Here is a 786-nt window from a genome sequence, read left to right as displayed (position 1 = left end):
GCTCATCCCATGCTCCCGGCATAGATCAGGCACGGGAACGCCGCCCTCAGCCGGGCGCAGGATTGCAAGGATTTGCGGTTCGCTGAATCTGCTCGTCTTCATCAAAATCTCCTCGATCATAGAGCCCGAGAAAATTCTACTTTTGAAGTCCGTTATTCGGCGGGGGGATTACCCCATCAGCTTCTCTTCCCGACAGAGCCGGAAGAGCCGCTCGTGGTTCACAAGATGACCCTCACGCCTGAGCAGCACATGAAGGGGTCGATATCCAAAGCGGCGGCGTTCATGCGCCAGCGCCTTCATCCGCTCGCGAAGGTCATGGTCATCGCTGCGCCTGGTTCCGTAACGGATCGTCATCCGGCAAAAGCCGATGGCTTTACACGCCCGCCGTTCGCTCATCTGGTGGTGATCCATCAGATGCGCGACAGCTTTTCGCCTTGCTGCGGGCGTCACCACTTCTTTCCCAAAAGGTCTTTCAAAGCCGCATTGTGCAGCATCGCATCTGCCAGGATGCCGTTTCAGCTTCGTGTTCTCGTCTTCCAGCGTCTTCAGCCGCTTGGCTTCGGATACGTCCATGCCTCCGAATTTTGCCTTCCATTTATAGATGCCGGCATCGCTGACGCCGTGCTTGCGGCAAAGTTCAGATACCGGCGTGCCAGCCTCGTGCTCCGTAAGCGGTGTTCTCAGACCATGGCCTTGAGGATCGGCTTCTCGGCATAAGCCCAGGGCATAAGGTCATCGATCCGGCCGTTGGGATGGCCGTTGACGACCCTCGTGATCACGTCGGTA

1 protein-coding gene and 1 pseudogene are annotated in these 786 nt (G+C 57.6%); both read right to left on the bottom strand.

The window, feature by feature from the left end; translation table 11 throughout:
- Positions 1-102, bottom strand: a 102-nt coding sequence (locus L0976_RS28565; RefSeq protein ID WP_234190775.1) for a transposase, incomplete at its 3' end; no start/stop codon positions are given.
- Between the two features lie 75 nt (positions 103-177).
- A pseudogene (locus L0976_RS28560) lies at positions 178-684 on the bottom strand (transposase); the annotation flags it as partial.
- Between the last annotated feature and the right edge of the window lie 102 nt (positions 685-786).

It is taken from the genome of Shinella sp. NM-101 (assembly GCF_021401195.1).
Lineage (GTDB): Bacteria > Pseudomonadota > Alphaproteobacteria > Rhizobiales > Rhizobiaceae > Shinella.
Note: the sequence above shows the minus strand (reverse complement) of the source record. Positions and strands in the feature narration are given on the sequence as shown.